Source organism: Pedobacter sp. PLR, from assembly GCF_026239675.1.
Taxonomy (GTDB): domain Bacteria; phylum Bacteroidota; class Bacteroidia; order Sphingobacteriales; family Sphingobacteriaceae; genus Pedobacter.
Map to the genome: position 1 here is coordinate 1 of NZ_JAPIVQ010000020.1, position 4,936 is coordinate 4,936.

Below are 4,936 nucleotides of genomic sequence, written 5' to 3' on the forward strand. Positions count from 1 at the left end.
CAGGAATATACAGTTATTTCCATGTATTCTATTTAGGATGTACAGGTGTATATCTTTTTAATTGAAAGGTACATAGGAGTGTAGCGGAGATAGCAGAAAGCAATAATCTGAGGTTAAACTCCGAATGAAGGAACATTTTCTGTGTTCTGGTCTATCGCGATAACGTGGATTCGGGAGGGACATTTTCTTTCTTTTCCATCTTTTAAGAAGTTTCAGGGATATACCTATCGAAGTTAAAGTTTTTCTGTGGGGGATTCCCTAACAGAAATCACCAACCAATTCGTCAAATGTCTACGCTCAAACATGAACTTTATACACCCAACCAGATTTCAGGAAGGGTTCTGTAAAAGCACCATTTAACTTTCCGGCTTTCCTTCTGAAGCTTTGACCTAATTTATGGAATTAACGTCAAGGTTGTCTTTCCTATTCAATTGCTATAACCCGCAATCTTGTGATTTCAGGACAAGACATAAAGCGCTGTCACGAACGAAATAAACCCAAGTAATATATAAATTTTTGAGAGCATAGCGCCTCCCTTGTTATTTATCTAATATCCATCTAACTTCTGGAGCCTGGGTACTAACAACTTCAATCATACCATCAGCATGCTTAATAATATAGTGAAGCTTTGATTCACCCTCAATTATCCTATAACTTTGTTTTACCAACCAATTAATATAACTTGAATCATCTGTTACAAATAATGGCCATATTGATTTCAATAAGATATTATCATCTAAATCCTTTAGTATACACGACTCGGTCGTACTTTGATAAGACAAAACAAACAAACCAAACTCTATAGATATTGCTTCTTCGCTATTTTCTCCTCTCAAGATAACATTTACCCCCTTATAGTCATCTATGATGCTATCTAAAAACAATTCTGAAGGTATATTCTCTATTGGTTCCCATTTACTTAAATTTTCACTTTTCATATCTCCATTTTATTGTGCTACCATCAGGGTTTGTGACATGTATTGTTGGGTCGTCCCCAGGAGTACTACTCCCATTTCTAACATTGATTTTTCGACCATCTAGCAATACACCTGTTCTACCATTTTTCTCAGGAATACTACCTGTAACACTAGGACCTAAAGAGTCAAAATCCTTATCCGCATCTTCCATTTCCCCCTGCTTAGTATATGTCGATTCGGGCACATACGAATGATACATAATTACCTGTTTCTATGTCACCCGGTAAAGGACTATCAAGTTCTACAATAAACTCTCCAACTTTTATCTGGCTCTTGTCTTTATCAATCACACAACCAGATAGGCTATATCCGAAGCCTGTTCCCACCTTTTCTACTGAAAATACCTCCTCATCTTTCAATAGATATATATGTTCTGCATGCAGCGTATATAAAGGTAAGGGCACTTCATCTCCTACATCCTGATCTAAGGGACATGCAAAACAAATAATATTAAAATTCTCATCAGAAATGTAAACCTCAGCCTCTTTTGCTTCCTCCGATAACCATTCTATTTTATCAATTTTAATCATTTTTATTATTTCATTTAACGACTAAATGTATTTGGGGCCTTTTTAATAAGGAATGAAAGTGGTTTAATATGGTAGGTTGTAATATTTCCTGTAGCTCTATTCAATCCTACAAAACCAAAATCACTACTTTTTCCACCAAAAAACCTAACATATCCATTCATTTCAGGCACGAAAGTACCATTTTTGATAATAAAATTTGCATCCGTCATATAATTCTTAAGATTGTACGAAGACTCACCGATTTTATTCATAATCTCTTTTCCATGCTTCGAAAAGTGAGCCACCGCCTCATCACCACCGAACTTCTTATCAAAAGCTTTTTGACTCCATAAAGCCACGTCATTGCTTGCTTCATCAGCGCTTTGATTGATTGTCCTGCCACCAAATTCAACCATTGTCAGCTGTCCTGGGTTTATTTGAGGGCCTCTACCAGTCCACATACTTACCCCTGGAGGAGCACTCATTCCTCCCATAACACCACTGGTAAATGCACCCAATAAGGCTGATTTACCTATAGAACCAGGAGAAATAGGGTCACCAAAATAAGCCATATTACCATAGCCCTGAATAGTGGCAGAAAATTTAGAACCAACAGCACCAACAACCATTCCTCCGAAAACACTGGTCCTATGGTACAGCCGCTGTTGATGTTGCATTTTTAACCACCATCTCCTATCATTACCTTATTTTAGATGAAGCACAAGCTATTAAAAACCCTTTTTCGCAAAAGTTTAAAATGGTCATGCTGTCTGAGGCGTCTAACAGGCTCGCCCTAACCGGAACCCCAGTAGAAAACAGCTCGGCTGATCTATATGCTTTAATGAGTCCATTGGTAGTTCGGGTCTGAACTTTCCACCTTTTTACATCAGATCCAAAAGTAGTCCTCAAAATCAAAATGTCCAGGTCATCAAAAAGCCAGTTAAGTAATGGTGAGTCTTGAGGATGTTTGATTTTTTATCTGATTTCAGGAAGCGTAAGGTGAGTAAATAAGATAAAAATAATTAATTTACATAATAATGATTAATTATAAAACTAAGAAAGTCTTGATTTCCTCTTCTACTGATATAGAAATAATGCCAATTATAATAATAACTAACCTTTACCTGCTTAAAATATGAAGTATTCTTCTTTAGTTTTTATCCTTATTGTCTTCTGCAACCAGATAACTGTGGCTCAATCCACAAGTGTTTCAGTAATCCCGGAACCTGTATCTATTAAAATCGAAAAAGGGAAGTTTATTATAGATGCCAAAACGGTCATCTCAGTAAAGCCCAATAGTCTTCCTGAGGTGAAAGAACTTGCCACTACCCTCTCTCTCTGGCTGGCGAATAGTACAGGATTAAACTTAAAAATGAAGCCTAAAACTTCTGGTTCAGACAAATCAATACGACTGGAAATTAATTCCTCCCTGAAGGACTTAAAAGGAGATGAAGGTTATAAACTAAGGGTCACTTCTACAGAAATTACCCTTCAAGCGCTCAAGCCCTCGGGAATTTTTTATGGTTTACAAACCATAAACCAATTACTTTCTGTAGAATCTGTAAAAGGAAAGCCTACTCAATGGTCAATCCCTGCCGTACAAATCACTGATTATCCGCGACTAGGATGGAGAGGCCTGATGCTGGATGTAAGCCGTCATTTTTTCTCTAAGGAATTTATTAAGTCCTATATAGATCAGATGGCCAGATACAAATTCAATGTGTTCCACTGGCACCTTACCGACGACCAGGGCTGGCGGATTGAGATAAAGGCCTTTCCAAAGCTGACTGAAGTGGGTGCATGGCGTGTACCCCGTATCGGACAGTGGTGGAGCTATGAGCAGCCTCAGCAGGGAGAAGCAGCTACCTATGGCGGATTTTATACTCAGGATGATATACGGGAGATTGTAGCGTATGCGCGACAAAGAACCATTAGTATCCTCCCGGAAATTGATGTACCCGGCCATTCATTAGCAGCAATTGCGGCCTATCCTTACTTATCAGCTACAGGAGAGATCTATCAGGTAAATCCTGGCAGTAAATTTTATGAGATCCAGGACAATACATTGAATCCGGCAGATGAACGTGTGTATGATTTTCTTGATAAAGTACTTGGGGAAGTGGCGGCCCTGTTTCCAAATGAATACATTCATATTGGAGGAGATGAATGCACAAAAGTATTCTGGCATAAATCTGCACCTGTGCAAGCCTTTATGGTACAAAATGGGCTGAAAACAGAAGATGAGTTACAGAGTTACTTCATTAAACGGGTAGAAAAAATACTTCAAAAAAAGGGCAAAAGGTTAATTGGATGGGATGAAATCCTTGAAGGAGGGTTGGCCCCTGATGCCACTGTAATGAGCTGGAGAGGGATGCAGGGAGGTATTAAAGCTGCACAGGAAGGGCATCAGGTAATTATGACCCCCGCAGACAATACCTATCTGGACCTGTATCAGGGAGATCCCGCACTTGAACCTGATACCTACAGCATGCTCCGTCTTAAAACTGCCTATCAATGGGATCCCCTCCCTCCTAACATAAAACAAGAATTAGTGCTTGGCGGACAAGGGAATTTATGGACTGAATCAGTTTCAACGAACCGGCATGCGGAATATATGACCTGGCCAAGATCCATGGCGCTGGCAGAAGTATTCTGGTCACCAAAAGCAAAGCAAAACTGGAGTAATTTCCAACGGAAACTGGCTTCCGGTTTTAAGCACCTGGATGCAGAGCGGATCAATTATTCTAAGGCAGCTTTTGATGTCGTCGTCAGCACAAGCCTTAATGACAAAAATGAATTGATTGCCTCGCTAAGTACAGATCTGGACGATTTAATTATTTATTATACACTTGACAATACCAATCCTGATTCATTTTCCAATAAATATACGGGAGAACCAATCCAGATACCTGCAGGAATCTATCAGCTGAGGGCCGTTGCCTACCAAAAGAATAATCCTATAGGAAAGACCTTAATTATTAACAGGAAAGATTTAGAAAAAAGAGCAGAGAAGTAATTATTGCATCCTGATCACTACCTATCCTTCTTTAGTTGTTATAGTCCGTAAATCTGTTCATTTACCCTGTTGTATTTTAGAATTTGAGAAAATAACTTTTACAGACATATAAAATGCCGTTGTGATATCCGGGAATTGATTGTAACCTGATTAAAAAATAACGTCTCTATAAATTGAAAAAAATGATAACAAAAAACGATATTCTAAATCTTGAAAACCAACTTTACGACGCTATGAAAAGTAGTAACGTAGAGATACTAGATAAACTGTTGCACAATGATTTGCTTTTCATCGTCCCGGGTGGTGAAACCATTACCAAAGAAATGGATTTAGAAACATATCGTAATGGAAATCTAAAAATAGCTGAGCTTATTCCAAATATTGAACAGCTAAATATTATAGATGATTTAGCTGTTATTACACTGAAAATGAAT

Annotated in this window: 5 protein-coding genes; 2 read left to right on the plus strand and 3 right to left on the minus strand. The window is 38.3% G+C overall.

The window, feature by feature from the left end; all coding sequences use genetic code 11:
- Window positions 1-539: 539 nt before the first annotated feature.
- The 3 genes from OQX61_RS24095 to OQX61_RS24105 all read right to left on the minus strand — a co-directional run bounded on the left by OQX61_RS24095 (window position 540) and on the right by OQX61_RS24105 (window position 2,163).
- Window positions 540-938, minus strand: coding sequence for a hypothetical protein (locus tag OQX61_RS24095; protein ID WP_265844402.1), 399 nt, complete (start codon window positions 936-938; stop codon window positions 540-542).
- Between the two features lie 200 nt (window positions 939-1,138).
- Window positions 1,139-1,507 carry a hypothetical protein gene (locus tag OQX61_RS24100; RefSeq protein ID WP_265844403.1) on the minus strand — a complete coding sequence of 123 codons (369 nt, stop codon included), beginning with the start codon at window positions 1,505-1,507 and terminating at the stop codon, window positions 1,139-1,141.
- 14 nt (window positions 1,508-1,521) lie between these two features.
- On the minus strand, window positions 1,522-2,163 hold the full coding sequence (locus OQX61_RS24105; RefSeq protein ID WP_265844404.1) for a hypothetical protein: 642 nt from the start codon (window positions 2,161-2,163) through the stop codon (window positions 1,522-1,524).
- A 512-nt stretch (window positions 2,164-2,675) separates the two neighbouring features.
- On the opposite strand from OQX61_RS24105, the gene OQX61_RS24110 reads away from it, so the two are divergent.
- Both OQX61_RS24110 and OQX61_RS24115 read left to right on the plus strand, forming a co-directional pair.
- On the plus strand, window positions 2,676-4,502 hold the full coding sequence (locus tag OQX61_RS24110) for a family 20 glycosylhydrolase (RefSeq protein ID WP_265844405.1): 1,827 nt from the start codon (window positions 2,676-2,678) through the stop codon (window positions 4,500-4,502).
- Window positions 4,503-4,684: 182 nt separating this feature from the next.
- The coding region (locus tag OQX61_RS24115; protein WP_265844406.1) for a nuclear transport factor 2 family protein at window positions 4,685-4,936 on the plus strand (252 nt) is incomplete at its 3' end.

Excerpts from the sequence above, each read along its gene's own strand:
- OQX61_RS24095 (WP_265844402.1), bottom strand. The coding sequence starts at position 938 with ATGAAAAGTGAAAATTTAAGTAAATGGGAACCAATAGAGAATATACCT.
- OQX61_RS24105 (WP_265844404.1), bottom strand. The coding sequence starts at position 2,163 with ATGCAACATCAACAGCGGCTGTACCATAGGACCAGTGTTTTCGGAGGA.
- OQX61_RS24100 (WP_265844403.1), bottom strand. The coding sequence starts at position 1,507 with ATGATTAAAATTGATAAAATAGAATGGTTATCGGAGGAAGCAAAAGAG.